Consider the following 25404-nt stretch of genomic DNA (forward strand, 5'->3'; position numbering starts at 1 on the left):
CCTGCCAACCCCGTGGGAGACGACGATGCCATTCGAACAGCACATCAACTGGACCGTTCTCCCCGCCGGGTTCTCGGACGACGGCACCCAGCTCCGGGTGTCGGTGTTCATCGCCCCCCGGCTGACCACGACCGACCAGCCTCAGGGAGACGCGTCCGACCAGCAGACCCTCAGCACGCTCGGTAACTTTCCCGACTTCGTCACCTGGCCGGAAAGGGTCAAGGCGGCAACGTTCGAGTTCGCCACCGGGGAGGACGATTCCGCGGTGTCCACGTCCTTCACGGGCCGACTCGACCCGCAAGGACCGGCCCCCGACGCCGACCTGTGGAAGAAGCTCTTCACCGAGGACACTCCGCTCGCGTTGTTCGTCTTCAAGAGCATGAACATGGATGACGGCCACACCTACCCGGCCAGGGAAGTCAGCCGATTGACCCGGCGTACCTACGCCGAGGCGGCAAAGATGTCACCCGAGAAGGCGCCCGTGACCGGGAACGTGATGCGCTCGCTCAGTCTTGTCTCACCGGACGTCGAGGGCGTGGCCGCGGGGCAGGGTGCAGGTGCCATGCCTGAGGCCCTGGCCGCACTGAACGCCTTCCACACGCTCCCCGAGGCGCCCACGATCGCCGCCGACGAGGAAACGTCCCCGGCGCCGCCGACGGAGTTGTCGCATCCCGACTTCCATCAGATGCTCACCTCACTCGGCGACCACCCGAAGCTGCTCCGTCGCCTCGGACTGGTCCTGGACTTCCTCCTGCCGGCCGACCGGCTGCCCGTCTCCTCGGGCGAACGGTTCCTGACCGTCGTTCCCAGCTGGGCCGACCCGCACGCAAACTCGCACGACGTGTGCCCCCACACGTTCTATGTCTTCCTCCCGGACCGCCACGTCCTTGTCCCAGGGGCCAAGTCCCGCACGGCCGCCGACCCGCTGGCGTCGCCGGCCCGAGGCGTGCTGGCGCTGCCCGAGAAGGACTTCTCCCTCGAGCAGGCCGACATCGACGGCGCCGCGATGGAGATCGCCGCGCACATCAGGACGCCGGGCTCCTCGGACGCCAAGGGGCTGTCCCCGGTGCGGACCCATGGGATCTCGCTGGTCAGGGATCAGCGCAAGGAGATCCTCAAGGAAGAACTGAATCGGGCGGTCGACCACGACAAGGCCTTCACCCAGGTGCTCGCGGACGCGAAGTCAGTGGCGCGGGACCCGCAGACCCCTGGCGCCGCACCGCCGCTCCCGCCCGCCCCCAAGCTGGTCGCCGAGGACCTGGTCCGCGGCCACCGGATGGACATCTGGGACGAGGAACGGCAGCGCTGGTTCTCGCTGCACGAGCGAGACGTCGAGTACCGGCGGCCGGACGGCGGGTCACTCCTCTTCACGGCCTCCGACGAGGGTTTTTTCCAGGCGAACCTGATCTCGCTGCCACCCGGGATGGGCGACGACAAGCCCTACATACCCGAGCCGCTGGCCACCTGGGAAGGATGGGCACTGTCCGCGCCCCGCCCCGGCCTGGTGCTGGACACCGATGAGGGATCAACCGAGGCACACCGGCCCCCCAATCAGCCGGTGGAGGTCAGCAACAAGGCGATGACGGCACTGCCGCTGGAGATCACGTCCAAGGTGCGGCCCGGCTCGCTGCCCAGGCTGCGGTTCGGCCACCAGTACCGGGTGCGGCTGCGGACGGTCGACCTGGCGGGCAACGGCCCCACGCTGGCGGAAGCCGATGCCCTGATGGACCAGCAGGATCTGGCCCTCCCTGGTGACGGGCCGCTGACGTTCCAGAGGTACGAGGCTGTCCCGGCGCCGGCCGTGGCTCCCAGACTGCCGCTCGCGGAAGGCACCTCGGCCTTCCGGATGGTGATCCGCAGCAGCCCCGGGTCCGGGCCGCCTCCGGCCCCTCCGTCCGGCCTCCCGGAGAATCAGGTGACGGTCGTGCTGGCCGAAGTCCGGATCGGCAAGACCAATGACGATGTCCGCATCGTCCAGAAGGCCCTCATCGCCCAGGGACACAGCCTTCCGGGTGGCGCTGACGGTGTCTTCGGCGACCGGACCAAGGCCGCCTACGCCGCCGAGCAAGGTGTGCAGGGGTTCGAGGGGAGCGACGCCGACGGGAGCCCCGGCTGTGAGTCCCTCACCGAACTCGGCCGCAAGAGCGGCTTCGCGGTCGACTGCGCCACCGGGCCCGGGGGAGCCGGTGATCACGCAGGCGCTGAAGGCCAGGCCACGGGCAGGACGGCGGAGCAGTACGCTGCGGACTTCAACCGGTCGCGACTGGTCACCGAGGAAGGGCACCTCCCGTACCAGGAGGTGGACGAGCGCCATGTGGTGGCGCCCAAGGCTTCGCTGCGGTGCGTCGAGTGGCACGGACTGCTCGACGAGGCCATCGGTTCCACCGATCAGCGGGCCCAGGACGCGGTCTACGAGCTCGCCAGACGGGAGAGCGGCTCACTGAACGATCCGGCCCTGCCGGATGTGCGACTGGAGCCGATCCCGTCACCGGCGGCGGACCCCGGAAACCCTGCGGTGACCGCCCTGCACACGGGCACGCAGGTTGACGTGCCCTATCTTCCCGACCCGCTCGGCACGGGAGCGGTCTTCTTCGACCTGCCGGGAATGCCCGCAGGCAAGCCCTTCACGGTCCCCTGGGGCGGTGATGTCTGGCACCGCCCCAGGTCCTTCCGGCTGAGGCTGGCCGAAGGGACCGAGCCGCCTCGCTTCGACGAGGATGCCCGGGTACTGACGGTGTCGCTGCCGAGAGGTGCCGTCGCGACCGTCCGGCTGTGCTCCGCCATCGACTTCGACGAAAAGGTCATGGGCATGGCCTCGTGGTGCCGGGAGGCGCCGGCCCCGGCCCCGGGGCTCGCGACGGAGACGGAGGCGGAGGCGGTGGAAAGGAAGGCGGCCGAGCAGCGGAGAACCGACCACGCGCTGGGAATGGCCGCGGCCGGCCGACACTGGATGTTCACCCCCTGCCAGGAACTGACGCTCGTCCACGCCGCTCAACAGCCTTTGAAGGCACCCGTATTGACCCTGTCGCCGGTGGCGGCGCCGCGTGGCCTCAACGCGACGGCCGAGCACCTCGCCGGCTCCTTCGCGCTGGACGAGGACAGTACGGACCGGATCGATCTGGTCGCGGAATGGACCGAGGTGACGGACTCCGGGCCCTCGGGCCGCGACACCCGGGACATGGCCGTCCCGGTGTTCGATCTGCTGACGGCGAGGGTGAGCCGGGAAGGCGCCCCCGGAACCGAACCCGCCATTCTCCGCGACGGCATCCTGACCTTCAGCACCAAGGCGGCCGAAGAACGGGCAATGACGGCCGCGGACGAGGTGAAGGCACTCGAGGAAGCGGCCACGACGGTCGAGGAAAGAGCGAGGGCGCAGGCGCTCAGGATCCCTCCCGTACCTCCGAAGCACGAGTTCGGCGATACCAAACACCGGAAGGTGAGCTACCGCCCGGTGGCCGGCAGCAGGTTCGGCGACTGCTTCCCTGCGCAGTTCTCCGCGCCCGGCCAGAACGCGCTGACCGTACGGGGGGAGGCGAAGGAATACTCGGTGCCGAGCAGCGCGTCGCCCGCTGCACCACGACTGCTGTACTGCGTACCCACCCTGTCCCTGGAGCGCCTGAAGCATGTCGACGGACCGCCCGGCGCCATAGTCCACCGCCGGCGAGGCGGCGGCATCCGGGTCTTCCTCGACCGTCCCTGGTTCTCCTCCGGAGATGGTGAGCTGCTCGGCGTGGTCCTCGGTGAGCCTCCGGGCGGAGACCCGACTTCTGTACGGGATGCCTGGGTCACCCTGATGGGTCGTGACCCGATCCACCGTTCCGCGCCGGTCGTCGCCCCGACCGCGGACATGTTCACCAACTCGGTACGGCAGTCCGGGAAACTGGCCCTCCACACGCCTTCAGGCGCGCTTGATGTGACGGTCGTCGGCTTCACCCCACAGTTCGACACGGGCGAGATGGACGAAACGAGCGAGAAGGGTGGCCGCTGGTTCTGCGACCTGGACATCGACACCGGGGACGCCTGCCTGCCCTTCGTCCGGCTCGCCCTGGTCCGCTACCAGCCGGATTCGATCCCCGGAGCCGAGATCTCCCAGGTCGTCCTCGCCGACCTGGTGCGCACTCTGCCCGACCGGGAATTGCTGGTCACGCCCGGCGAGTCGCTGTCGGTCAGCGTCACCGGCCCCTCCTGGGACCCCACCGGGTCGCCGGCGCCGCAGATCACAGCAGCGTTGCAGCGCCGGAACAGCGCCGTCGCCGACGAGGACCTTGGCTGGGTGACGCTCGAGGACACCGCCGCTGTACTCACCTCGATCGACGCGGAGTCCTCCCGGACGCCCTTCTACACGGGTCAGATTCCGGTACCGCCCGTGCGACGCGGGGGGCCGCTGCGACTGGTGGTCGTCGAGACCGAGGGCATCCGAGCCGACGGCCCCACCCCGCCCACGACCCCGGGGCCGGTCGTCTACTGCGACACCGTCAACCTCTCACCGGGGAGCGCTGAACCGGACGAGCGGCACGACGGGCATGACGATCATGGCGGCCACGACGGGCCTGGCGGACACGACGGGCATGACGATCATGGCGGCCACGAGGGGCATTTCGGGCCCGGTGATCACGGCGGGCACGAGGGGCATGGCGGGCCCGGTGATCACGGCGGCGGGTTTCGACACGGCTGATCCCTTGGCACGAGTGGCCGGCTCTGTGGCCTGGGCGAGCCGAGCGAGCACGGTCCGTGAGACGGCTCAGGCGTGTGGCCCAGAGTCTCGACCCAGAAGGTCACCATGCTCCGCGGATCGGAACAGTCGATCGTCAGCCCCACTGTCGTCGCCATGCTCAGAGGATCCCAGGCGGTTCTGCAGTGCCGCAGTTGTCGGATCTGCCCGGGTGGATGTCGATAGTGGAGAGTGTAGCGAGGGTGCCTGATCGCTGAGGTCGTCTTCCCTGTTGGATCTGTGTGTTGAAGCGGATCGAGCAGGGGTGGATGCGTGCTGGGGTGGCGTACGTTCTGGGTACCGGAGGACCGCCAGGTGTCTGCGGCTCGGGTACCTGTTCTCGGTGGGTGGGAGGACCTGGGTGCTCGTGAGGATCGCGTTGGGATTCATCCTGGGGATCCGATTCTTCTTTCTCCGGACTGACAGGTCGATGAGGTACTGGGCCGGTATCTGTGCCAGGTGTGTTCCGCACAGCGAACGAGCGGTGCGAGAGCGTCCTGGCGCCGGTGACGAGCGAGCCGCCGTTTTGCACCCCTCAGATGGCCCGGCACAGCTTCGCGCTGGTGATGCTCGTGGTCCTCAACCACGTCATGGACCGGCGCATGGGCCTGACACCGCAGGAGCGGCGGGACTTCCGGCTCCTGTACGGAGATCCGTGGCGGATGGTGCAGGACCTGCTCGGACACGCCCAGCTGGAGACCACGAAGCACATCTACCTCGCTCCGGTCGCGGACCTACAACTACGGTCGCTGCTCGCCGACTTCCAGCCCGAAGACGGTCCGGTCTCCGAAGGACAGCTGACGTCGGTGTTCGCGCGGCTGGCCCAGGAGGGCGAGGGCATCCAGGACCTGGACGACAAGCTGGTGCCGCGGTGAGCCGCCGTGGCCACGCGGCTGCTCTGCCGAATGGGCCGCACCAGCGGCCGATGGCGCTGGAGCACGAAGCTGTGGTGGTGACGCACCGGGATCAGCAGGGGCGGGCGCGCCGCTACGACTTCGGCACCCTCCTCGTCCCAAGGCCGTGGCACAGTCGCTGGCCGTGCTCTTCGCCGCCAAGTGCACCCCTGGCGGGGGCTGGGACAGCGCGGAGAGCAGCGAGGCAACCTGGTACACGGTGCGACCCTTCGCCAGGTTCCTCAGCGGGCTGGATCAGGTACCTCAGGATGTGGACCAGCTGACCTCAGCCGCACCACCTGGCAGCTCAGCACCCGTCCCTGCCAGCGATGCGCGCTCGACCGGCAAGTACGCGACCTCCTGGCCGGCAACACGGGCACGATCCGGCAGGACCTCGTCCCTCTCTACAAGGCACTGTCCGGAGCCGAACGCCCCACAAGCACCATGTTCTGGCTATCGGGCTCGAAGGTCGGCGGCCTGCTCCGGCAGATAGGCCGTGACGAACGGCCCGTCACCCACGACACGCTCGACGAGTTGCCGGCGAGCAAGGTCCTCGCACATCTCCGCAGCGTCCTGGTCGCCACCGGCGCCTTGCCGCCTCGCGACGAGCGGCTGGTCGCCCTGGACCAGTGGATCACCTCGGCGCTCCAAGCACGCACCGATCTCACCGAGCGCCGGATCCTGCACGGCTACGCGGTCTGGCACCACCTACGTCGACTCCGGCGACGCCTCGGCCAGGAGCACACCACGCACCTAGGCGCTGAACGTACGCTGCCACGTCACCGCAGCAGCGAACTTCCTCGACTGGCTGTCCGACAGCGCTCTCACGCTGGGCACGTGCACCCAGGTTGACCTGGAGCGATGGATTGCCGACCCCAAGGCCACCTACCGGGACGAGACCAGCCACTTCGTCCGGTGGTCCGTCCAGCACCGGCATGCCAAGGGACTCACCTACGGCACCGTGCGCTGGACAGGACCCTGCGGGACGATCGACAGCGAGAAGCGCTGGGCCGACGCAAGGCGCCTCCTGCACGACGACACGCTGGCGACCTCGGATCGAGTCGCCGGCCTGCTGCTGGTCCTCTATGCCCAGCAGATCGCCACCATCAGCCGCCTGACGGTCGACGACGTCCACCTCGACAACGACAAGGTCGGGATCACGTTCGGCACCTCACCTGTCGTCCTCCCCGAACCGCTGGCCGGCCTGGTGCGCGACCTCATCGCCACCCGGCGCGGCAAGGCCAGGAGCGGCGCCCCCGACGACGCGCCGTGGCTATTCCCCGGCGGCCGTCCCGGACAGCCCATCGGTGACGACCGGCTCGGCCTCCGCCTCCAGAAGATCGGCCTCCAGCCGCGCCAGGACCGCTCCACCGCCCTGTTCACCCTCGCCACCGAGGTCCCCGCCGCCATCCTTGCCCGGATGCTGGGCGTCCACATCCAGGTCGCCGTCCAGTGGCAGAAGGCATCGGCCGGCGACTGGGCCGCCTACGCCGCCGAGGTCAGCCGCCGTGCCCCCACTCCGGCGGGCGAAGCCCAGACCAACGAGGTTCCCGATGGCCAGCACCCAAGAACAACAATCCCTCCGGGGCTAACGACGTGAAGAGCCACGTTGATCTTGCCGCGATTCCTACACCGAACGAGAGGTGCAACCCATGACCGACCATCTGTCTGCCGTCTTCACGATGCTTGGGCCGGGAGGCCGACGCTTCGCCGATCCCGAAAGCTGGGCGCGTCTTGAGTCGGAGGTCGGCACAGAACTCCCCAGCGACTACAAGGAGTTCATCGACGAGTACGCGCCGATCACGGTCAACAGCCTATTTCAAGCACCCGGCGACCACACGTTGGAACCTTCTTAAGGACATCCGGGAGACTGAGCAAGCCTTCCGCGATGCCGACTGGGACGGCCTTCCGCACCCGGAGACCGGTGCTGGCGGAGTTCTGATTCCTGCCTTGTCGACCGACTTCGGCTTCCACGCCTTCCTCAGCCGCAGCCCACGGACGCCCGACTGGAGCGTGGTGGTACACGACCGGGACGAAGGCGGGTCCTGGGAGCATGCCATGAGCTTCGCCGAGTGGCTCTACCGGCACCTCATTGGCGAGGAAGTCATCCATCCCAATGGAACGTATTTCTACCCCGGTCCGGTCAATCTCGAACACCTGCCCATGAGTCCGGACGATCGCCCCGTTCCCTGGCACGGACCTGACCGAGGGATGTGACGGTGGTTATCTAGTGTTGTCAAGCCATCGAGCCAGTTCATCCCAGATGTGATCCGGTAAGGCATGTTAGGCAAGTTCTAGCTGCGGAGGGTTTCGGCGGACGTATCCGCTAGTGTCGAGGACAGGCGGACACTGTGATCCAGGAGGAGCGGTGTACTACAGCGGGTTGGGGCTCGACCGTGTCGTTGATCGGCGGGGAGACTCGGACTGGATCGAGGCACTGCTGACCAGGGCCAGTACCCAGGTCATTCCCCTGTGGCAGGACCAGTGCCTGGTGCGAAACGAAACGCCGTTGCGGCTGCCCTTGGCCCAGGCGAGGGACATCCTCGTCGCGGCCGGCGACCGGGTGCTGCTCGGCCTCGAAGGCGAGAGGGCGGTGTTCGCGGCTGATGTGTCCGGGCTCGAACGGGAGAGCGCCGTCGAGCTGGCCGGCGCGGACAGGATGCTGGACGTGCGGGCGATGGTTCCCACCATCACGCCGGACGAAGCGGGTCTGCTGGCGTACGCGCGGGGAGTTCTGCACTGGAACCGCAATCAGCGGTTTTGTGGCGCCTGCGGGGGCCCGGCCCGGTCCTGCAATGGTGGCCACCTGCGGACCTGCCAGAACTGTGGGAAGCTGCTGTTCCCGCGGATCGAACCGGCCGTGATCGTGCTGGTCGAGCTTCCGGGCACGCCCCGGCGCTGCCTGCTCGGCCGCCATGCGGCATCCGGCCCGAACCGCTTCAGCACCCTAGCCGGGTTCGTCGAGATCGGCGAGAGCTTCGAGGACACGGTGCGCCGCGAGGTGCGGGAGGAAGCCGGCGTCACCGTGGGTGCGGTGACCTACCAGGGTTCCCAGGGGTGGCCGTTCCCGGCCGGGGTGATGATCGGGTTTCGCGCCGAGGCCCTTTCCGACGCGATCGATGTGGACAACGTGGAAGTGGTGGAGGCACGCTGGTTCACGGCCGCGGAACTGCGCGCGCGGCTGGCGGACGCTGCTCTCGGCGGCCCGTACCGGGTCGATTCGATTGGCAAGGCGCTCATCGACCAGTGGCTGGCCGACACAGACTGAACCGATGCGGTGTGCCTCGCTCATCTTCTGCTTCAACTCGGCCACCGCCTGCGTCCGTTATCTGGGGTTGAGTAGCCAAAAGCGCAGCTCAGAGGCCATGGGGCGCTGTAAGGCATGAGGGCAGCCCGCTCGCAGGTTTGGACATATGTCTGACGAAGAGTCTCGATCGAAACTCTTTGCCGCCCTGGTCAGAGGGCCTGCGCACCCGCCGACTGAACTGCGGAGTGAAAACCGCAGCGACGGGGACCAGCGTACAACCGCATGCCTTACAACTGCCTTACAGCCCTTACGGCTTACAGCAACCCACGATAACCTCGGGGCCGAGGCATTCGGAGAGTTCCAATACCCGACTCCACCATTAGCCCGGAGCCGCGACGGCATCCACGAACTGCTCGACATCGAGACCGCCCGGGCCACCGCCGACACCCTCACCACCGTCCACGACGACATCACCCACGAGGCGGGCATCTCCGGGCCGGCCGCCCGGCGCGCGATCCACGCCGCCGCCCAGGCACCGACGTTCGCCGGCTCGATCCGCACCCACCGCCAGGCCCGCGACATCCTGGCGAACCCCGCCCTGACCGTCTACGACAACCCGCGCGCCTTCCTGATGTGCGTCTACAACCGCGACCGGGCCCTGTGCCACCGCCTCGACATCACCGATGCCCCGCGGCTCGATCGTTGCCAGCCGGCCTGCGCGAACATCGCCCGCACCGACCAGCACGCCGACCAGCTTCGCCAGCACGCGCAGGCGCTGGAGAAGCAGGCCGCCTCCGAGGCCCTGCCTGATCCGCTCGCCGACCGGCTCGGCCGCCGCGCCGAACACCTTCTGGGCTTAGCCGACCGGCACGAACACGACCGCATCACCCTTCAGGAGCCGACACCGCAGCACGCGAACGGAGCGCTGACGATCGTCGCCCTCGCCGTGGAGGCCGGCGTCCCGCGCAACGCGCTCACCCAGCGGCACACCGACCTGAAGTCGGAGTTCTACGACAAGGTCCGGGCCCGGGGCGGAACGCCGGACAGCGAGCGCCGGCTGCGCCGGCAGGTCCGCAAGCTCAAGGAACTCCGGTCGGCCGACGCCGAAGAGATCGCGCAGCTCAAGGCCGACGTCGAGGCTCTGGTGGGCGCCTTCACCAGGCCACGGCAGAGAACAGTGGCCTGCGCCGGCAACTCGTCGACCGCCATGCGGTCGTGCGCGTGCTGCCGGCGCAGACGCCGCCGGTCAGGTAGCCGGTCAGCTGCCGCAGGCACACCCGGCGGCCGCCTTCGCCGCGACGGGGGTCTGAGAGGAGTCGAGGGCCTGCTCCTCGGGAGTGCAGCAGGCGGTGGTGCCGCAGCAGGCGTCCGGGGCGCCTTCGGCGCTCTTGCCCAGGGTGTCGGCGCCGGCCTTGACCACGTAGACCTCCCACGGCTCCTTGCCGGGGCCGGTGACCCACACCTTGTCCTGGAGGGCGTAGCAGCAGGAGGTGTCGTTCTCCTCGAACGTGGCCAGGCCCGCGTCCTTGAGCCGGGTCGTGGCGGCGGTGACGTCCTCGGTGCTGGCCACCTCGACACCGAGGTGGTCCAGGCGGGTGTCCTCGCCGGCCTCGCCCTCGATGAGGACGAGCTTGAGCAGGGGCTCGGTGACGGCGAAGTTGGCGTAGCCCTCGCGCCGCTTGGCGGGCTCGGTGCCGAAAAGTTTTGAGTAGAAGGCGATCGAGGCTTCGAGGTCGGCGACGCGCAGGGCGAGCTGGACACGGGACATGACGGTCTCCCAACGGTTTGTTTCGACGCCTGTCGATACAGTCGACCTTGCCACCGGGATCGACGGCTGTCAATATTGAGGAATGTCGAAACAATCTGGTCTGCCGGTGCTCGGACAGGACGACGTCGCGTGCTGCGCGCCGATGGTCCGCGAGCCGCTCGGCGAGGAGGCCGCGGTTGAGCTGTCGCGAATGTTCAAGGCGCTGTCGGACCCGATCCGGCTGCGGCTGCTGTCCCTGATCGCCTCCCACGAGGGCGGCGAGGCTTGCGTGTGCGACCTCATCGGCCCCTTCGACGTGTCCCAGCCGACGATCTCCCACCACCTGAAGGTGCTGCGCGAGGCCGGGCTGGTCGGCTCCGAGCGGCGCGGGACCTGGGTGTACTACTGGGTGCTCCCCGAGGCGCTGGCGAAGCTGTCCGCCCTGCTGGAGATCCCCGGCGTACCCGCGCAGGCCCCGGCGTGAGCGCGTCCGCGCCGCTGCTGCGGCGGGCGGCGGTCGAGGGGCTGGGGACGGCCGCGCTGGTCGCGGTGGTGGTCGGCTCCGGGATCCAGGCCACCGAACTGACCCACGACGTCGGCACGCAGCTGCTGGCCAACTCACTCGCCACGGTCTTCGGCCTGGGCGTGCTCATCGCGTTCCTGGGCCCGGTGTCCGGAGCGCACTTCAACCCCGCGGTCACCCTGGCCGCCTGGTTCACCGGCCGGCGCACCGGCGACGGCCCCGCCCTGCGCGACGTCGCCGCGTACCTGCCCGCCCAAGTCGCCGGGGCGATCGCCGGCGCGGTGCTGGCCGACGCCATGTTCGGCAAACCGCTGGCCGCCTTCTCCACCCACGAACGGTGGGCCGGGCACCTATGGCTCGCGGAGGTCGTGGCCACCGCCGGACTGGTCTGGCTCATCTTCGGCCTGGCCCGCGTCGGCCGCGCGCACCTCGCGCCGCTGCTGGTCGCCTCCTACATCGGCGCGGCGTACTGGTTCACCTCCTCCACCTCCTTCGCCAACCCCGCCGTCACCATCGGCCGGGCGTTCACCGACACCTTCACCGGCATCGCCCCCACCTCCGTGATGCCCTTCCTCGCCGCCCAGCTGCTCGGCGCCACCGCCGGTCTCTGCCTGGTCACCGTCTGCTTCGGCCGCCCTGCCGCCGCGAGTGAAGACGAGGTCATCGCCCCCCACGCCGGGCAGCAGCCCACCGCCCGTTCCACCGAAGAAAGCGCCCTGGCCTGATGAGCACCTCGTCCACCCCGTCCGTGCTGTTCGTCTGCGTGCACAACGCCGGCCGCTCCCAGATGGCCGCCGCCTTCCTCACCCACCTCGGCGGTACTCGCGTCCACGTCCGTTCCGCCGGATCCGCCCCCGCCGACACCGTGAACCCCGCCGTCGTGGAGGCTCTGGTCGAGGTCGGCATCGACATCTCCGCCGAGACCCCGAAGGTCCTCACCACCGAGGCGGTGCAGTCCTCGGACGTGGTGATCACCATGGGCTGCGGCGACGCCTGCCCCTACTTCCCCGGCAAGCGCTACCTCGACTGGAAGCTCGAAGATCCGGCCGGGCAGGGCGTCGCGGCCGTCCGCCCGATCCGCGACGAGATCGAGCGGCGCATCCGCGGCCTGCTCACCGAACTCGGCATCGAGCCCGCGGCGTGACGGCCCCCGACACCGGCATGCGCATCACGCCCATGGGGCCGGAGCACGCCGAGCAGGTCCTGGCGATCTACCAGCGCGGCATCGACGAAGGCAACGCCACCTTCGAGACAACCGCCCCGACCTGGGAGACGTTCGACAACGCCAAGCTGCCCAACCACCGCCTGGTCGCCCTCGACGGCGACCAGGTGCTGGGATGGGCCGTCGTGGTGCCGGTCTCAGACCGGTGCGCGTACGCCGGCGTCGTCGAGCACTCCGTCTACGTCCACACGGACGCCCGCGGCCGCGGTATTGGCCTGGCGCTGTTGACCGCTCTGATCGCCTCCACCGAGGCTGCCGGCATCTGGACGATCCAGTCCGGCGTCTTCCCCGAGAACACCACCAGCCTCGCCTTGCATCAGCGGGCCGGCTTCCGGGTGATCGGGACCCGAGAGCGCATCGGTCAGCACAACGGCCAGTGGCGCGACGTGGTCCTGATCGAACGCCGCAGCCCAGCCATCGCCTGAGCTGCAAGGCGGGCTACTTCACATCAACACGCTGAACTTGACAGAGAAGTTCGCGGTGACTACCCGAATCAAACGGCCGCGTTGAAGGCGGCCGCGCAGAAGCTGGGCATTGGTTCGGCTGAGACGTTGCGGAACTGGGCGGAGCAGGACGGGGTCGACTCTGGGTGGCTGCCGCCGTGCACGACCACCGAGGAGTCCGCCCAGCTCAAGACGTTGAAGAAGGTGAACGCCGAGCTGAAGTGGGCGAACGACATCGCTCACGCCCGCTCTGCAACTACTACATCGAAGAGCGTGCGCACTGGAAGACCTGGCTGGGCACGCGCAAGGACCGTCAACTGCTCCTTGCGGCTGACCAGCCGCCGGACGATGACCGCCGACCTGTCCGCCATGTACCCGCACGACACCGAGGGCCAGGCCATGCTGCGCCCGTTGACCCGCCAGCGGGGCCGCCTCGGCGTACGAGCGGGCCCGTCTCGCCGCTGACGCCGTGGCCGCCCGGGTCCACGCGGTGCGTCGTGCGGACCGCCTGTGCTCTCGCCCCCGACCGTGCGCCGTCGCCGTGCCTGCTTCCTCAAGGACGCACCCGCGGCCGTTCCGCACCGGCCGGAAGGACGGCCGCCTCCTGGAGTCGGAGACCGGCGTCGGCATGGTGGAGCAGACCCGCCGGACCTTCGAAGCCGCCGCTCAGCCGGCCGCAAGGCTCTAGGCCGCAAGCGGGAGCGCGCAGTCACCCACGCCGCCCGGCCACTGCCCGCCCGGCTATGTGTCCGCCGCCGCACATCCAGCCACCCGACACCCAACGCACACCGTGCCGGGCCAGGGGAGGAGTCGCATGAGTACCCCGGACGAACACCCCGACCCCGACGACGCACTCGTCCACGCGGCCCGCGCAAAGATGGCACACGCGACCCGCGCAAAGATGGCTGCCGCGCTCAACGATGACCATAAGCCAGAGCCTGATGAGCCCATGGGGTGTCAGCCAGTCTGGAAGCGGCCCTGGAAGCCGAAGTCGAAGGCAGCGAAGGTCCTGAACGTCACCAGCTTCACCCTCGAGGAGCGCATCACCGTTGAGGCGCCGTTGATCACGAACCACGGTGTGTAAGGGCCCGGTGGCCGCGCCGAGGAGGAACCCGCGCCTTGGCCATCCCGGGATGTGAGGACTGGCGCGGCAACGCCTTCTGAACAGGAGGCCGTCCAAGGGGCCTCCGACGAGGTCAACGTAGTCGTGGCCCACTCCGGCGTAGGGGCGGAGGCCGTCATGGGCATAAGCGGATTTCGCCCGGCGGGGATGGATAGGCTCATCAGGGTTCGTTAGCCGATGCCTTGGGGGGACGATGCTGACCGCCGACGATCTGACGGCAGCCGAGCAGCGGGTGGTGAGTGCGGCGGCCCGTGGTCAGGCCGCAGACCTGCGGGTCGGCGACGCGGAGACGGACGCCCCTGGCCGCGGTGCGTCGTGGTCACCGGAGCGCACAGTGCGGGCTGAGGTCATCGCCCAACTGCTCTTGGACACCGACGTGCGCACTCCGGTCCGATTGGCCGGCGCGCGGGTCACCGGGTCGCTCGACCTCGAAGGTGCCACACTGAGCCGCTGGCTGCTGCTCACGGACTGCTGGCTGGACGAGCCAGTCGCCCTCTCCCACGCCACCGTCCCTCTGATCCGCATGACCGGCTGTCACCTGCCCGGCCTGGACGCCGAAAACCTGTGCGTCCAGGCAGACCTCGCGCTGGAGCACGGATTCACAGCCCACGGAGAGGTCAAACTGGCCCGTGCTCGGGTGGGCGGTGTGCTGTCTCTGGCCGGGGCCCGCCTCGACAACCCCGGCGCGACCGCGCTGGATGCCGCACGGCTCACCGTCGATCACCACATGCGCCTGGATACGGGCTTCACCGCCCGCGGTGAAGTCTGTATCACCGGCGCCCAAGTCGGGGGAGACCTCGTCCTGACCGGCGCGCGGTTGACCAACCCCTCGGGCGTGGCTCTCGCCGCCGACCAGTTGCGCGTGACTCAGAGCGTGACAGGCGACGGGGTTTTGGCCGAAGGCAGCATCAACCTGGTCGGCGCGGGCATAGGCGGCTCGCTCATCTTCACCGGGGCCGGCATCGCCAGCGTGGATGACTGGGCACTTTTCGGTTCCGACCTGGAGGTGGCGCAGGAGATGCGGCTCAGCCATGGCTTCTCCTCGCTCGGAGGCATCGACCTGCGAGGAGCACGCCTCGGGACGCTCATCCTCGATCGAGCCGAACTCGACAACCCGGGCGGATCTGCGCTGGAGGGCGGCTGGCTCTCTGTGGACCGCCAGGTCTCGGGCCGTCAGGGACTCACCGTGCGAGGTGAATTCAGCCTGTACGGCGCACGGATCGGCACGCGGGTGGACCTGCGCGACGCTTCCTTCAGCAACCCCGGCAGCCTCGCTCTCGATTTCGAGCGACTCGACACCCCGGCCCTGTACCTGCTTCCCCGACGCTCACCGGACGGGCTCGTCGATCTCAGTCACGCGAAGGTCGGAACTCTCCATGACGACCCCGCGACCTGGCCCGACAGGCTCGACCTTCGCGGACTGACCTACACAACGCTCATCAACGAGCACGCCTCGGTTCGGGAGAGGCTGAGCTGGCTGGAGCGGCAACCGGGCGGCTATGTACCGCAGCCCTACGACCAACTCGCCGCCGCCTACCGCCAAGCCGGCCAGGAGGACGCCGCACGCCTTGTGGCCATCCACAAGCAACGCCGCCGGCGCCGTACGCTCAATCCAGTCGGAAGGCTGGTCAACTGGCTGCTCTATCTGACCGTCGGCTACGGCTACCGAACCTGGCTGGCCGCCCTATGGCTGCTCGCCCTGCTTGCCCTCGGCACCGCCGTCTTCAGCGACGCCCACCCCTCCCACATGACCGCTGCAAGCAAGCCCGCCCCGGCCTTTCACTCGGTTGCCTATTCCCTCGACGTCTTGCTCCCGATCATCGACCTCGGACAGCAGAAGGCCTGGTTGCCCACGGGCAGCGCCCTGTACTGGTCGTGGCTGCTCTCCGGCGCCGGATGGGTCCTGACCACGGCAGTAGCAGCAGGACTGAGCGGGGTACTCAAGCGGGACTGAAGACGGCATCAGACAGGAAGGCGCTGCCTTCGCGAAGCGCTCTTCCACGGGTCCGCTGCTGCCATGACCGCCCATCTGTCCGCCCGGTACCCGAACGACACCGAGGACCAAGCAGTGCTGCGCCCGCTGACCCACAAGCGGACCGTGGCCGGCCCGGAGTGGCTTTATCGAGCAGTAATGTCCAGTAGTGGGTTCTGGCACAGATCTTGGGGAGGTCGCCTGAGGTGACGATGCTGTTCGATTGAGAGGATGGTCGGGGACCCCGGCTGCCGGACTCGAACGCTCACCTCGTAGCCTCCGCACATGACCGATGATCCGTTCCAGTGCCGCTGTGTGCTGTGTCATGACTACGGTGACCTGGACGAAGCGGACCGCGCGGATCTGACGATCATCGAGAATGTGCAGCAGCACGGATGGCACGTCGTGATGGTGCCCGAGGACGACATCGGTCCGGGATTCGTCTACACGATCGGCCTCGCGCACACTCACGGCGCGCCCGAACTCGCCATGTTCGGACTCGATGTTCACGCCATGCACCGCATGCTCAACAGGCTCGGAGCGAAGTCCGCCGCGGGCGCTGCACTGAACGATGGCCAGAGGCATCCTGACGTTGTAGACGGTCACCAAGTCGCGCTCACGCAGGTCGACCTTCGCTGGTACCGGACCTTCTTCGGGCAGGCCATCGGGTTCTACCGGCGGCCTCCTTTCCCTGTGCTGCAGATTGCGTGGCCCGACGCGGATGGCCGCTTTCACTGGGAAGAACAGGCTGAGGAGAGGCATCGGGAGTCGCAGCCTCAGTTGTGGCTGCCACCGGCTGAGCACCCTGTTGGGGTCTGGACGACCGAACTATGACCCCGCGCCGACCAGCGATGGAGCAACACCGTCGCGAAAGCTACTGACCGTCGCATATCCTGCTGCCACTCGCGGAGCCCTCGCATCAGGAAATCCGAGAAACAGCGCCCAAGGGCTGTCCCACAATTCCTGGTGGATCAGCGCGCGGCGTCGGATGCGGTGCATCGCAAGGCGGAGAGGCGCCCGCACACTGGACGTATTCGGAGGTTTCGACAACGCGGCGAGGTGCCGTAGCTGTCGTGCGCCCGCCAGGAATTGCGGGACAGCCCTTAGTCCCGGCGGGCCTCCGCCGCCGGGACCGGCTCCACTGCGACTGAGTTAGGCCACCAGTCGCCGATCGCGTCCACGAGCGGCTGCATAGGTCCCGGAATGGCATCCACCAGCTGTCCTGCAAGGGCCGCGAGTGGCCACACGCCACCGCGACCGTCAGGGTGTACCGAGGTAACGATCACTCTGCCGATCTGGGGGTTTTGCGCTGGTTGGCATTGAAGCGCGCTTTCTTTCGACGATTCCCGCACGTGTTCATGTCGCACCATTTGCGGGTGCGACTTTGACTGGTGTCGAAGAAGGCGGCCAGGCAGGTTGGTGATGCGCACAAGGCCAGTTTTCCGACTCGTTCGCCTGCGATGATGCTGATCGCGTCGGCGGCGACCACGCTGAGAGCATCTTCCACGCAGGAAGGCGAGCTGAGCCGCCATTGCCGGTTACCCTCGGCCGTCAGGATCGCCGCGGCCTGACCCTGAGCGCTGCAGTCATTGATGACCTGTACAGCAGATGCAGGAAGAGCGGCCTGGATCGCGGCCGCTGTCGCGGCGGCGTGAATCGACTCCCTCAGTTCCCGAGCGAGGTCGAGCTGTGCAGTGGTGCAGGAGTCCACGGCGAGGCCGTTCACTACCAGCCAGTCGATGAGTCGGTGCGGCGTGGGGATGCGCTCCACGGCGTCGCCATGACGCTCCGACAGAGTCCCCGTGAAGCTGGTCGCCAGCACGTTACCGAGGCGGAAGTCAGGGAACGCAGCACGCATGGAACCACCTTAGCCGGTTGCACGCAGGTATGAAGACACGCTAGAACCGTCTTAGCCGGTTCGCGATAGTTCGCAACCGGTTCCGCGATGGCCAGGAGGTCTCATGCCCCGTCCAACCAGCGACGTGCAAGCATTCGAAGCCCACGCAACTGACGCTGACCTCGACGATCTGCGCGCGCGACTGGCCGCGGCGCGGCTACCGGAGGCCGAGACGGTCTATCGCGCCGCGCCCGACCCTCGCCGATGGGAGCAGGGCGTTCCTCTCGCCGACCTCGTCGATGTCGTGAACTACTGGCGCACCGGGTACAACTGGCGGTGGTTCGAAGAGCGCCTTAACCGGATCGGCCAGTTCCGCACGACCATTGATGATCTGGGAATCCATTTCCTGCACCGCCGATCCGTGCGCGCAGATGCCACTCCTCTGATCTTGACGCACGGCTGGCCAGACAGCATTGCTCGGTTCATCGACGTAGTGGACGAGCTGGCAGATCCGAAAGATGCGGACGCGCCGGCGTTCCACGTCGTGGTCCCGTCGCTGCCAGGTTTTGGTTACAGCGACAAGCCGGCCACCACCGGGTGGGGAAACGAAAAGATCGCGGCCGCGTGGGTGGAACTGATGGGAAGGCTCGGCTACAGCAAGTTCGCAGCCCACGGCGGCGACTGGGGCGGTAATATCACCACGGTTCTCGGCGGCAGGTTCCCGGCGCACGTTCTTGGCATCCACACAACGTTCGCGGAGGCACCGCCCGGGTTGACAACGGACGGGCTGACGGCGGCCGAGCGCAAATGGACCGAGGAAACCCGCGATTTCTGGCGCCACCACGCGGCATACGCGAAGCAACAGGCGACCCGACCGCAGACCATCGGCTACTCGCTCGTCGACTCACCGGTCGGGCTTCTTGCCTGGATCCTTGACAAGTTCGCCGAGTGGTCAGACACCGAAGACAGCCCGTTCGAGACGATTTCCAGAGACCGCGTTCTCGACGACGTCACCCTGTATTGGCTGACACGGACCGGCGCATCGGCGGCCCGCATCTACTACGAAAGCCACAACTCGCTCGACCCCGAACTTCGGGTCGACGTCCCGTCAGCACTCACTATGTATCCCCGCGACACCGAGAAGTGTCCGCGCCCCTGGGCACAGGAGCGGTACCGACAGATCGTCCGTTGGACGTTGCCCGAAAACGGGGGACATTTCCCGTCGCTGGAGGTTCCCGAGTATTTCGTCAAGGATCTGCGAGAAGGCCTCGCGGCAGTACTGGCCGCCAATCGGTGAACGCGACTGGGTGCCGGCACTCGTGGCGCGGGCCGCCCGCCGGTGGCATGATCTGTAGAATGCCCCATTCTCTTCAGGTCGGCCCGTACACCGTTATCGCGCTGGCCGACGGCGCGGGCCCCTTCTTCGCCCCCAGGTCCGAGGCGTTCCCCGACGCCACCACCGAGCAGTGGGCGGCGGCCGACCAGTTCGATCCCGGCGCGCTCGGCACCGACGGGCGCTGGCTGCTCCAGTTCCGCGCGTTCGCGATCCGCAGCGATCAGGGTGTGACTCTGGTCGATACGGGGATCGGCCCGGCCGACAGCCCGGCGGCCTCCTGGGCACCCGTGCCCGGGGTGCTCCCGGCTTCACTGGCTGCCGCGGGTATCGAACCCTCCGACGTGGACACCGTGGTGCTCACGCACCTGCACACCGACCACGTGGGCTGGGCTGTCGTCGGCGGCGAGCAAGCGCGGCCGTTCTTCCCGAACGCCCAGTACCTGTTGCAGCAGGCTGAACTTGACGCGCTCGAGGAAGTCAACCCGCAGCTGCGGTCCAAGGTGATCGAACCTCTCTGCAAGACCGATCAGCTTCGGCTGCTCGACGGTGACACCCTGCTGCGCAGCGGTGAGCGCGTGTTCGCCACGCCCGGTCACACACCCGGCCACCAGAGCGTGCTTGTCGCGTCCGGGCGCGAACTGGTCGCCGTTACCGGTGACCTGCTCGTGCACGCGATGCAGCTACTGCACCCCGAAGTCGCCTACGCTCACGAGATGGATCATGAGCAGGCAAGAACCTCAAGGCAACGGGTGCTCCACAGCCCGGCCGCCGACACCCTTTACCTCGCGACCCCGCACCTGACCGAGCCGTTCATCGTCCACTGACCCACCCGCCGGGGCCGGTCACTTCCGCGAGCACGCGCAGTCGCTCGGCAGGGGCGCCTCCTCACGGGGTGAGTCCGTGTTCCGGTACGGGGCGAGCGGGTCGATCCGTGCTTCGCGCAGGGCTTCGGCCGCTCGTGCCGGCAGAGGTGCCGCTGCCCCGCCCCGACCGGAACTCGTGCCAGGACGGCGGCCCGGTGCTGACCGAAACTCAGGCCCGCATCTGCGGGCGGGCGTCGTCGGGCTCCCACGCGATGGCGGCACGGGAGGCGAGTCGCCGTGCGAAGACGGAGGTGTCGGCTCCTGTGTCCGACCGGCCCTGGCCACCTCCGCGACGTCGTGGCAGTGGTGCCACGAACCGTGCCCCAGATACACCACGAGGCCGTCACGACGAGGATGGGCGGAGGGGAGGGACAGCGCCTTGGCCTGGTGCGCGGCCTGCGAGGGTTGGTCCCATCTCTCACCGCACGATGCCCTCCTCCGATCTCGACGCGACGGACCCCGCCGGCCAAGAGCTGGAAGACGGGGTCCGGCTTGCCTCTGGAGTCGGGCTGGAGCAGTTTGCGCGGGCGGCCTCAGGTGACGCGTTCTGCTTCGTCGGCGAGGGCGGAGAGGAACGCCCCGTGGTGTACGTCAGCCTCGACGGCGAGGCCGGGCCGCTCGCCCTCGGACTGCCAGAGCTGGTGCGGCTGTGTCTGGTGGCACCGTGGTGGCGTGATGCTCCCGGACGGACAGCTGGAGAACTCCAGGCGGTCGCCGACGAGTACCGGGAGGACATGCCCGACCTCGACCGGCAACGCGACTGCGCGGCCCGGGCGCTCGGCCTGGATCCGGCCGGACTGCCGTCCGAGGCGGCATCCCTGGCCCGGCTCGTGGAGCTCTCCCGAGGTCCCGTCGCCGTGGCTTGCCTCGTCGTCGGATACGAGGGCGATCCGCTTGATCCGCTGTTCGTCAGCGACCCCAGCTGACGCTGGCTGACCAGCCACCCGGACCCGGAACCCTGTGTGATCGGCCAGTTGTCCGCAGCCTGGACTCCGGTCGGCCGGCCACAAGCGAGCAGTAGCGAGATCGGTCAAGGCTCAGGGAGAGCGGACACGTGCAGGTCAGACGCCGGCTCGGGGATCTCACCGAGTTTGCGTGCTCGGGAGGCGGCCTGTCGGCAGGCGTGCGAGCACCATCGTCGGGCGGCTGAGGCGGATTCCATGGGGGACAGGCAGAGAGCCGCAGTCAGGCCCTGCGGGGACGCTGTGGTCGGCGTGGAGATGGGCGGGATGTTGCGTGCGTTCGAGGCAGTCCTGGTCGCGACAGCGCTGGTAGTAGCCGACCGGGCGGTGGCGGCTCATGGGGGTGCGGTGGATGACGTCACCGCACTTCGTGCAGACCTTCGGCGAGGAAGTGGTCGGGGCCGGCGGCTGCGGGAGCCGCTCGACTCCTTGGTGGTGTGCCATCCGCCGGCAGCGCGGGGAACACCGGGACGGTGTGCTCTTTCCCGGGGTTCGGGGCAGTTCGATGATGCTCGACTTCTGTCCAGCCCTCTCGTCGCGGGCGCGCATTGTGCTGGCACAAGGCTCACCCGTGCTGGGGGTTACGCCCTGCATAGTCACGCTGTTGCAGTCAGCTACCGCTTCCGAACCGGCAAGGTCGTCGAGGACCTGCCGTGGACCGAATCATTCATCGGTCTGCTGGGCTCAGCGACTCCGGGGCGAGCGTTTCGCTGGCACCGGGGACAGAAGCACCACTCAGGGCCCTACTGGGCGGCTATGACGCGGGGCCATGTGATCTATGGGTCGCGCCTGGAACTCTCACGGCTCTTGTTTGCCAAGATTGAGATGCGTCACTGGCCTTGCCGACCGTCCTCCGGCTGTCCCACCGGACCTGCCCGAGCACCCTGACTACCCTCGCATCCTCGCCGTCTTCAGAGGCGACCGGACTGCTGCGGGCCAAAGACGTCTGCGAAGCCTCGACCACAACTGCTGCCGAAGCGTTGAAGGCACCCGAACCACATTGAAACGCCTGGTCAAACTCGGCATCTTCACCGAGGTCGAAACTGGCAGCTTCGCCAGGAGGCAGTAACCGGCCGACCCCCGTGGTGGGGATCAGTGGGCTTCGTCAGCCAGCCGATGGGGTGAGGCTGGTGCGGTCGAACGGGCCACCGTGCACGGCGGCGTACGTGATGGCGTCGTTGACGGCATCGAGGCCGAACGGCCGGACCCGTTCGGGGGAGAGATCCAAAGCGCCCGAGGCGAGGAGCCGGATGATGCCGACATTGGCTGTGCGCGGGTACATCCACTGCCCACGCACGGTGATCGAGTTGCGCATGATCCATGGGTACGGGAGTGCGAGGTCGTCGCCACCGAGCATTCCGACGCCGCCCATGAGAACGACCCGGCCGTACTCGCGCACAGTCATGGCCGCCGCACGCGAGGCCGAGCCCCTTGGCCGTTACCTTCTGTCCGTCCGGGGCCTGGAACACCAAGCGGGCTTCGGCGCCCTGCGAGTTGCTCTGCGGGAAGCGCTCGTCCAGCAGGTCGAACGCTTCTTGCGACTCGGTGCCGGGCATGGCGAGGTCCTCGTCCTCACTGGCCGGCGCCAAGGCCGCGGCGGCCACAGCCACCACCAGGGCACCGAGCCAGAGACCGCCCACGAGCCGGCGCCGCCGGAAGGCCCACAGTCCGATCCGGTAAAGAATTGTCGCCACCGTTGATCACTCCAGACACCGCTAGGCGCGCCAGGCAAAGGAATTGCGTGGGATTCACGCGCCTCCCACCCTTCCCTGCGGCGCTCCGCCGGGCATCGTCCCCGGCCACCGTCGCCCCCTGGTGCACCCGGACCAGTCATGCCCGCAACCTGGTGCGTACGCACCACATGCCGGCTCGGGGCGCTGGGGGTGCCCCGGATGCAGGACCGGGCCCCCTGGTGGTCTGGAGTAATTGTCAAGAGTTGTGGACGGTGCCGCTGATGTCTATCGGTGCTGCTCCCACTGGGTCCGGGTGAGTTCGTACTCGACTTCACCGTGCTCGGAGCCTTCGATCGCCTCCGGCCAGTGCCCGGTGAAGTTCCGGACGAAGGACAGGCCCGACTTCTCCATCACGCGACGGGAGCGGGTGTTGACGGCCATGGTGTTTGCGGTGACCCGCTCGACCTCCAGTTCCACGAACCCCTTGTGGACCAGGGCCCGGGACCCCTCGGTGGCATAACCACGCCCCCATGTCGCCTGGTTCAACCGGTAACCGAGTTCGACCACGGCGGGGCCGTGCTCCTCCAACGGCCGGAACTCGAACCAGCCCAGGAAGGTGCCGGTGGACTTCTCCTGCGCGGCCCAGTAACCGCGGGTCTCCCAGCACGGGTAGTCGTGCAGGAGCCGCGGGAGGGTCCGGGTCTCGATCGCCTCCCGACTTGTGGGGCGGCCACCATTGATGAAGCGCATGACCTCGGGGTCGTTGTCCAGGGCGAGCAGGTGGTCGATGTCGGTCGCCGTGAACGCGCGCAGAACGAGCCGGTGGGTCTCCAGGAAGTTGGGCATGCCGCGATCTTCGGCACGGGCGGGCCGGGCCTGCCACTGGTTTTCTGACCGGCGGCAGGCGGTGGTGTTGATGCCGCGCGGGCCTCGGATCGCTCGGCCAGGAAGCCCCGCTCGAAGCGGACGCCAGCCCGGACCAGGGCGACGAGATGGGGTGCGTTCACGGCCCGCCAGCGTTCCTGGGCTGACTCGATGAGCTTGAAGACCACGGCCAGGGCGGCGGCCCGGCTGCCGGCGCCCTTGGTGACCTTGGTCCGCAGATATCGTGACCGACGCCCTGGCCGAGGCGATCCGCACCCGGGGCAGCCTCGTCGGATCGATCCTGCCCACCGACCACGGAGCCCAGTACGCCAGTCGGGCATTCGCTGAAGTCTGCAGGGCAGCAGGGGTCCGGCGAAGCATGAGCGCGGTCGGGTCCAGCGCGGACAACGCGCTCGCCGAGTCCTTCCACGCGACCTTCACACGCGAGACCCTGCAAGGACGAAAGAGCTGGCCAAACGAGTTCGACGCACGACTCGACGCCTTCCGATGGCTCCACCGCTACAACACCCGACGCTGCCATCTGCAACTGACCTGTGACAGCGAAGTAGGGCGGATTGCCACCGAAGTTGCACCAACGCTGTTTAGCGACGCCAAAGTTGGACCGATTGGGATGGATGCATACTCGGTGCGGGTGGCTCGCTGGGGTGCTTAGGGGGGGTTGGTGGGGGATCGTGTGGCTTGCTTCTACCGTCGCGGGCGACGAGCCCGCCGAGGTGCGCGGGCGTTGAGGTGAGAGTGGGCGGAAGCGGTGCCGTCGTTGATGGCCGCGTTGCAGCCCAGAGCAGACAAGGCCCAGATGTCGGCCGGGCGGGACGGTGGCTGCGGGCCCACCGGATTTCCGGGCGGTCAGGCCGTCATGCTAACTAGGATTGACCCATGACTAGTCGACGTCAGCTGATACTTCGTCTGTCGCTGTCCCTGCCCCTGCTGTTGGCGTCCACGCTCTCCCTTGCGGCCTGCAGCTCAACGCCCTCCAAGGCCACGGTGGCGGCGCGCGAGTCTGCCAAGTCCGCCTGCGCCTCCCTGCAGCAGCTGACCGACCAACTCGCCCGCCCCCGGCCGTCAGATCTGACCGACCCCTACTACCAGACCGCCGAGCAGTACCTGAACACGGCGACCAACCGCGCCGCCGACGCGGCTCAACAGGACCACGGCTACCAAGAGTTTGCCGACACCCTGCACCGGGCGGCCGAGACCTGGCAGGTCACCTTCACGCTGGACAAGGCCGAGCCGCTGATCCAGCGGGCGCGGAAGGAGAAGTGCTGACGCTCTCGGCGTGAACCTACTCGGGTGCAGATCTTCTGGGTGTGCCTGTTCGTCCTGGCTGACCTGCCGTTGCCCGTTCCAGCCCCTCCGGCCGAAATGGGAGTTGTTCCAGCGGGTGGTGCCGCAGGCGCCGTCGCGGCCGCAAGGTGGCGGTCGGCGCCGTCACGGCGACCGGGAGGTGCTGGCCGCGATCGATTTCGTGGCCACGTCGGGCTGTACCTGGCAGCAGCTACCGTCGGTGTCGTTCGGCCCGTCCGGCGCGACCGCCCACCGGCGGTTCTCGGAGTGGTCGAAGGCCAGGGTGCAGGCCAAGCTGCACCGCCCGGTCCTCGACGAACTCGGTGCCCGCGGCGAGTTGGACTGGTCGAGGTGCGCGATCGACTCGGTGAACCTGCGGGCCTTGAAAAGGGTGACCTGACAGGTCCGAATCCTGTTGACCGGGGCAAGCACGGCTCGAAGATCCACCTGATCACCGAGCGGAACGGTCGGGTCTGCCCATATCCGTCGCGATCTCCGGCGCCAACGTCCACGACAGCCAAGGTGGGTCTGATCCCGCTTGTGAAGGGCATACCCCCCATCCGCTCCCGCCGAGGCCCCCGTCGGCGCAGGCCCGGCAAGCTCCATGCCGACAAGGGCTACGTCTACCGCCACCTGCGGCAATGACTGTCCCGGCGCGGAATCCGGCATCGCATCAGCGCGAG

At 68.2% G+C, this 25404-nt stretch carries 26 protein-coding genes and 3 pseudogenes; 21 read left to right on the plus strand and 8 right to left on the minus strand.

Translation table 11 applies throughout. The features are described 5' to 3' along the window. Positions 1 to 25 precede the first annotated feature (25 nt). From OG538_RS35955 to nudC, 7 genes are all read left to right on the plus strand, one after another. Positions 26 to 4675, plus strand: a complete 4650-nt coding sequence (locus OG538_RS35955) for a peptidoglycan-binding protein (RefSeq protein WP_406099832.1) — start codon at positions 26 to 28, stop codon at positions 4673 to 4675. A gap of 575 nt (positions 4676 to 5250) precedes the next feature. Beyond that, positions 5251 to 5586, plus strand: a complete 336-nt coding sequence (locus OG538_RS35960; protein ID WP_406099834.1) for a hypothetical protein — start codon at positions 5251 to 5253, stop codon at positions 5584 to 5586. 462 nt (positions 5587 to 6048) lie between these two features. Further along, a complete protein-coding gene (locus OG538_RS35965; protein ID WP_406099836.1) occupies positions 6049 to 6456 on the plus strand; it encodes a hypothetical protein in 408 nt (135 codons plus the stop codon). A gap of 109 nt (positions 6457 to 6565) precedes the next feature. Continuing rightward, on the plus strand, positions 6566 to 7204 hold the full coding sequence (locus tag OG538_RS35970) for a hypothetical protein (protein WP_406099838.1): 639 nt from the start codon (positions 6566 to 6568) through the stop codon (positions 7202 to 7204). 52 nt (positions 7205 to 7256) lie between these two features. Beyond that, the gene (locus OG538_RS35975; RefSeq protein ID WP_406099840.1) at positions 7257 to 7460 is read left to right on the plus strand and encodes a hypothetical protein; all 204 of its coding nucleotides are present in this window, start codon (positions 7257 to 7259) and stop codon (positions 7458 to 7460) included. A 94-nt stretch (positions 7461 to 7554) separates the two neighbouring features. Further along, positions 7555 to 7821, plus strand: a complete 267-nt coding sequence (locus OG538_RS35980; protein ID WP_406099841.1) for a hypothetical protein — start codon at positions 7555 to 7557, stop codon at positions 7819 to 7821. Between the two features lie 151 nt (positions 7822 to 7972). Beyond that, the gene (nudC, locus tag OG538_RS35985; protein ID WP_406099843.1) at positions 7973 to 8872 is read left to right on the plus strand and encodes an NAD(+) diphosphatase; all 900 of its coding nucleotides are present in this window, start codon (positions 7973 to 7975) and stop codon (positions 8870 to 8872) included. Between the two features lie 358 nt (positions 8873 to 9230). Here nudC and OG538_RS35990 read toward each other — a convergent pair whose 3' ends face one another. Both OG538_RS35990 and OG538_RS35995 read right to left on the minus strand, forming a co-directional pair. Next, positions 9231 to 9698 carry a hypothetical protein gene (locus OG538_RS35990; protein ID WP_406099844.1) on the minus strand — a complete coding sequence of 156 codons (468 nt, stop codon included), beginning with the start codon at positions 9696 to 9698 and terminating at the stop codon, positions 9231 to 9233. Positions 9699 to 10109: 411 nt separating this feature from the next. Next, a complete protein-coding gene (locus OG538_RS35995; RefSeq protein WP_406099845.1) occupies positions 10110 to 10619 on the minus strand; it encodes an ArsI/CadI family heavy metal resistance metalloenzyme in 510 nt (169 codons plus the stop codon). Between the two features lie 82 nt (positions 10620 to 10701). Between OG538_RS35995 and OG538_RS36000 the strand changes: the two genes are divergently transcribed. The 8 genes from OG538_RS36000 to OG538_RS36035 all read left to right on the plus strand — a co-directional run bounded on the left by OG538_RS36000 (position 10702) and on the right by OG538_RS36035 (position 16715). Then, positions 10702 to 11082 (plus strand): ArsR/SmtB family transcription factor, encoded by a 381-nt coding sequence (locus OG538_RS36000; protein WP_406099846.1) that lies wholly within the window; start codon positions 10702 to 10704, stop codon positions 11080 to 11082. Further along, a complete protein-coding gene (locus OG538_RS36005; protein ID WP_406099847.1) occupies positions 11079 to 11846 on the plus strand; it encodes an aquaporin in 768 nt (255 codons plus the stop codon). Before OG538_RS36000 ends, OG538_RS36005 begins: the two co-directional genes overlap by 4 nt. Next, positions 11846 to 12265 carry an arsenate reductase ArsC gene (locus tag OG538_RS36010; protein ID WP_406099849.1) on the plus strand — a complete coding sequence of 140 codons (420 nt, stop codon included), beginning with the start codon at positions 11846 to 11848 and terminating at the stop codon, positions 12263 to 12265. The genes OG538_RS36005 and OG538_RS36010 overlap by 1 nt, the downstream gene beginning before the upstream one ends. A gap of 17 nt (positions 12266 to 12282) precedes the next feature. Continuing rightward, a complete protein-coding gene (locus OG538_RS36015; protein ID WP_406100440.1) occupies positions 12283 to 12768 on the plus strand; it encodes a GNAT family N-acetyltransferase in 486 nt (161 codons plus the stop codon). A 126-nt stretch (positions 12769 to 12894) separates the two neighbouring features. Next, positions 12895 to 13251: a hypothetical protein gene (locus OG538_RS36020; protein ID WP_406099850.1), complete on the plus strand. Its 357-nt coding sequence runs from the start codon at positions 12895 to 12897 to the stop codon at positions 13249 to 13251. 349 nt (positions 13252 to 13600) lie between these two features. After that, positions 13601 to 13870 (plus strand): hypothetical protein, encoded by a 270-nt coding sequence (locus OG538_RS36025; RefSeq protein ID WP_406099851.1) that lies wholly within the window; start codon positions 13601 to 13603, stop codon positions 13868 to 13870. Positions 13871 to 14102: 232 nt separating this feature from the next. Continuing rightward, positions 14103 to 15863 carry a hypothetical protein gene (locus OG538_RS36030; protein ID WP_406099852.1) on the plus strand — a complete coding sequence of 587 codons (1761 nt, stop codon included), beginning with the start codon at positions 14103 to 14105 and terminating at the stop codon, positions 15861 to 15863. A gap of 303 nt (positions 15864 to 16166) precedes the next feature. Further along, positions 16167 to 16715: a DUF4262 domain-containing protein gene (locus OG538_RS36035; protein ID WP_406099853.1), complete on the plus strand. Its 549-nt coding sequence runs from the start codon at positions 16167 to 16169 to the stop codon at positions 16713 to 16715. Positions 16716 to 17163: 448 nt separating this feature from the next. On the opposite strand, the gene OG538_RS36040 is transcribed toward OG538_RS36035, so the two are convergent. Then, on the minus strand, positions 17164 to 17739 hold the full coding sequence (locus tag OG538_RS36040; protein WP_406099854.1) for a CGNR zinc finger domain-containing protein: 576 nt from the start codon (positions 17737 to 17739) through the stop codon (positions 17164 to 17166). A 103-nt stretch (positions 17740 to 17842) separates the two neighbouring features. Between OG538_RS36040 and OG538_RS36045 the strand changes: the two genes are divergently transcribed. Then, positions 17843 to 19015, plus strand: a complete 1173-nt coding sequence (locus tag OG538_RS36045) for an epoxide hydrolase family protein (protein ID WP_406099855.1) — start codon at positions 17843 to 17845, stop codon at positions 19013 to 19015. Between the two features lie 59 nt (positions 19016 to 19074). Further along, positions 19075 to 19878 (plus strand): MBL fold metallo-hydrolase, encoded by an 804-nt coding sequence (locus OG538_RS36050; RefSeq protein ID WP_406099856.1) that lies wholly within the window; start codon positions 19075 to 19077, stop codon positions 19876 to 19878. A gap of 18 nt (positions 19879 to 19896) precedes the next feature. Here the strand turns inward: OG538_RS36050 and OG538_RS36055 are convergent, their stop codons facing one another. After that, the gene (locus OG538_RS36055; protein WP_406100441.1) at positions 19897 to 20454 is read right to left on the minus strand and encodes a T3SS effector HopA1 family protein; all 558 of its coding nucleotides are present in this window, start codon (positions 20452 to 20454) and stop codon (positions 19897 to 19899) included. A 44-nt stretch (positions 20455 to 20498) separates the two neighbouring features. Here OG538_RS36055 and OG538_RS36060 point away from each other — a divergent pair, with 44 nt between their 5' ends. After that, the gene (locus tag OG538_RS36060) at positions 20499 to 20843 is read left to right on the plus strand and encodes a hypothetical protein (RefSeq protein WP_406099857.1); all 345 of its coding nucleotides are present in this window, start codon (positions 20499 to 20501) and stop codon (positions 20841 to 20843) included. 1141 nt (positions 20844 to 21984) lie between these two features. Here OG538_RS36060 and OG538_RS36065 read toward each other — a convergent pair. The 4 genes and pseudogenes from OG538_RS36065 to OG538_RS36080 all read right to left on the minus strand — a co-directional run. Continuing rightward, a complete protein-coding gene (locus tag OG538_RS36065) occupies positions 21985 to 22284 on the minus strand; it encodes a hypothetical protein (RefSeq protein ID WP_406100461.1) in 300 nt (99 codons plus the stop codon). A 25-nt stretch (positions 22285 to 22309) separates the two neighbouring features. Next, positions 22310 to 22573 (minus strand): annotated as a pseudogene (locus OG538_RS36070) (MMPL family transporter); the annotation flags it as partial. A gap of 264 nt (positions 22574 to 22837) precedes the next feature. Next, a complete protein-coding gene (locus OG538_RS36075) occupies positions 22838 to 23398 on the minus strand; it encodes a GNAT family N-acetyltransferase (RefSeq protein ID WP_406099858.1) in 561 nt (186 codons plus the stop codon). Positions 23399 to 23487: 89 nt separating this feature from the next. Continuing rightward, positions 23488 to 23655: pseudogene (locus OG538_RS36080) on the minus strand (IS256 family transposase); the annotation flags it as partial. Between the two features lie 5 nt (positions 23656 to 23660). On the opposite strand from OG538_RS36080, the gene OG538_RS36085 reads away from it, so the two are divergent. The 3 genes and pseudogenes from OG538_RS36085 to OG538_RS36095 form a co-directional block, all read left to right on the plus strand. Then, positions 23661 to 24089: an integrase core domain-containing protein gene (locus OG538_RS36085; RefSeq protein ID WP_406099859.1), complete on the plus strand. Its 429-nt coding sequence runs from the start codon at positions 23661 to 23663 to the stop codon at positions 24087 to 24089. Positions 24090 to 24313: 224 nt separating this feature from the next. Next, positions 24314 to 24703, plus strand: a complete 390-nt coding sequence (locus tag OG538_RS36090; RefSeq protein ID WP_406099860.1) for a hypothetical protein — start codon at positions 24314 to 24316, stop codon at positions 24701 to 24703. Between the two features lie 58 nt (positions 24704 to 24761). Further along, a pseudogene (locus tag OG538_RS36095) lies at positions 24762 to 25363 on the plus strand (IS5 family transposase); the annotation flags it as partial. Positions 25364 to 25404 lie beyond the last annotated feature (41 nt).

The organism is Streptomyces sp. NBC_01013 (assembly GCF_045162765.1).
GTDB lineage: Bacteria > Actinomycetota > Actinomycetes > Streptomycetales > Streptomycetaceae > Streptomyces.

Bases quoted from the DNA above. Each gene is read 5' to 3' on its own strand.
- OG538_RS36010 (WP_406099849.1), top strand. From the start codon at position 11,846: ATGAGCACCTCGTCCACCCCGTCCGTGCTGTTCGTCTGCGTGCACAAC.
- OG538_RS36090 (WP_406099860.1), top strand. From the start codon at position 24,314: ATGACTAGTCGACGTCAGCTGATACTTCGTCTGTCGCTGTCCCTGCCC.
- OG538_RS35960 (WP_406099834.1), top strand. From the start codon at position 5,251: ATGGCCCGGCACAGCTTCGCGCTGGTGATGCTCGTGGTCCTCAACCAC.
- OG538_RS35965 (WP_406099836.1), top strand. From the start codon at position 6,049: ATGTTCTGGCTATCGGGCTCGAAGGTCGGCGGCCTGCTCCGGCAGATA.
- OG538_RS36050 (WP_406099856.1), top strand. From the start codon at position 19,075: ATGCCCCATTCTCTTCAGGTCGGCCCGTACACCGTTATCGCGCTGGCC.
- OG538_RS36015 (WP_406100440.1), top strand. From the start codon at position 12,283: ATGCGCATCACGCCCATGGGGCCGGAGCACGCCGAGCAGGTCCTGGCG.
- OG538_RS36065 (WP_406100461.1), bottom strand. From the start codon at position 22,284: ATGACTGTGCGCGAGTACGGCCGGGTCGTTCTCATGGGCGGCGTCGGA.
- OG538_RS36025 (WP_406099851.1), top strand. From the start codon at position 13,601: ATGAGTACCCCGGACGAACACCCCGACCCCGACGACGCACTCGTCCAC.
- OG538_RS36000 (WP_406099846.1), top strand. From the start codon at position 10,702: ATGTCGAAACAATCTGGTCTGCCGGTGCTCGGACAGGACGACGTCGCG.
- OG538_RS36035 (WP_406099853.1), top strand. From the start codon at position 16,167: ATGACCGATGATCCGTTCCAGTGCCGCTGTGTGCTGTGTCATGACTAC.
- OG538_RS36030 (WP_406099852.1), top strand. From the start codon at position 14,103: ATGCTGACCGCCGACGATCTGACGGCAGCCGAGCAGCGGGTGGTGAGT.
- OG538_RS35995 (WP_406099845.1), bottom strand. From the start codon at position 10,619: ATGTCCCGTGTCCAGCTCGCCCTGCGCGTCGCCGACCTCGAAGCCTCG.
- OG538_RS36075 (WP_406099858.1), bottom strand. From the start codon at position 23,398: ATGCCCAACTTCCTGGAGACCCACCGGCTCGTTCTGCGCGCGTTCACG.
- OG538_RS36045 (WP_406099855.1), top strand. From the start codon at position 17,843: ATGCCCCGTCCAACCAGCGACGTGCAAGCATTCGAAGCCCACGCAACT.
- OG538_RS35955 (WP_406099832.1), top strand. From the start codon at position 26: ATGCCATTCGAACAGCACATCAACTGGACCGTTCTCCCCGCCGGGTTC.
- OG538_RS35975 (WP_406099840.1), top strand. From the start codon at position 7,257: ATGACCGACCATCTGTCTGCCGTCTTCACGATGCTTGGGCCGGGAGGC.
- OG538_RS36040 (WP_406099854.1), bottom strand. From the start codon at position 17,739: ATGCGTGCTGCGTTCCCTGACTTCCGCCTCGGTAACGTGCTGGCGACC.